This is a genomic window from Polaromonas sp. (genome assembly GCF_030680935.1).
Taxonomy (GTDB): Bacteria; Pseudomonadota; Gammaproteobacteria; order Burkholderiales; family Burkholderiaceae_C; genus Polaromonas.
The window spans coordinates 1-1,423 of the sequence record NZ_JAUXUP010000081.1 but is presented as its reverse complement, the minus strand read 5'-3'; the positions used below and the strand labels follow the sequence as shown (position 1 = coordinate 1,423).

Sequence of the window (1,423 nt, the reverse complement as noted above, 5' to 3'; positions counted from 1 at the left end):
GCCGCAGCCAGCCCGTCTTCAACCCTGCCAGCGGAGCAGTGACAGGCCGCGTGGCCCTGGCCAACGCCGCTGAAGTCGATGCTGCAGTTGCCGCAGGGGTTGCCGCCTTCCCCGCCTGGGCCGACACCCCACCGATTCGCCGCGCCCGGGTGATGTTCAAGTTCCTCGAACTGCTCAACCAGAACAAAGACAAACTGGCCCACCTGATCACCGCCGAACACGGCAAAGTCTTCACCGACGCCCAGGGCGAGGTCTCGCGCGGCATTGATATTGTGGAATTTGCCTGCGGCATCCCCCAGCTGCTCAAGGGCGACTTCACCGACCAGGTCTCCACCGGTATTGACAACTGGACCCTGCGCCAGCCCTTGGGGGTGGTCGCCGGCATCACGCCGTTTAACTTTCCGGTGATGGTGCCGATGTGGATGTTCCCGGTAGCGATTGCCGCCGGCAACTGCTTTGTGCTCAAACCGAGTCCGATTGATCCGAGCGCCAGCCTGTTCATGGCCGATCTCTTGAAACAAGCCGGCCTGCCCGACGGCGTCTTCAATGTGGTCCAGGGTGACAAAGAGGCGGTCGATGCCCTGCTGGTGCACCCGGACGTCAAAGCCGTGTCTTTCGTGGGTTCTACCCCGATTGCCAACTACATCTATGAGACTGGGGCGCACCACGGCAAACGGGTGCAGGCCCTGGGTGGGGCCAAGAACCACATGGTGGTGATGCCGGATGCTGATCTGGAGCAGGCGGTGGACGCGCTGATAGGGGCCGGTTACGGCTCGGCCGGTGAGCGCTGCATGGCGATCTCGGTGGCGGTGCTGGTGGGCGATGTGGCTGACAAGCTCGTTCCCATGCTGCAGGCCAGAGCCAAAACCCTGATCGTCAAGGACGGCGTGCATCTGGATGCGGAGATGGGGCCGATCGTGACGGCGGCGGCGCACAGCCGGATCACCGGTTACATCGATGCCGGGGTCAAGGAAGGCGCCAAACTGCTGGTCGATGGCCGCAGCTTCACCGGCAAGGATGCAGGCACTGGCTGCGAAGCCGGGTTCTGGATGGGCGGCACGCTGTTTGACCATGTGACGCCGGAGATGAAGATTTACAAGGAAGAGATCTTTGGCCCGGTACTGGGCTGTGTGCGGGTCAAGGACCTCAAGGAGGCGGTGGAGCTGATCAATGCCCATGAGTTTGGCAACGGGGTCTCCTGCTTTACCCGGGACGGCCATGTGGCGCGTGAGTTCTCAAGGCGCATTCAGGTGGGCATGGTGGGCATCAATGTGCCGATTCCGGTACCGATGGCCTGGCATGGCTTTGGGGGCTGGAAGAAGAGCCTGTTCGGCGACATGCATGCCTATGGGGAAGAAGGGGTGCGCTTCTACACCAAGCAGAAGTCCATCATGCAGCGCTGGCCTGAGAGTATTGGCAAGGG

Annotated in this window: 1 protein-coding gene; it reads left to right on the top strand. The window is 62.3% G+C overall.

What is annotated here, in order from left to right; all coding sequences use genetic code 11:
- A partial coding sequence (locus Q8L50_RS18855) for a CoA-acylating methylmalonate-semialdehyde dehydrogenase (protein WP_305350175.1) occupies nt 1–1,423 on the top strand: 1,423 nt, incomplete at both ends.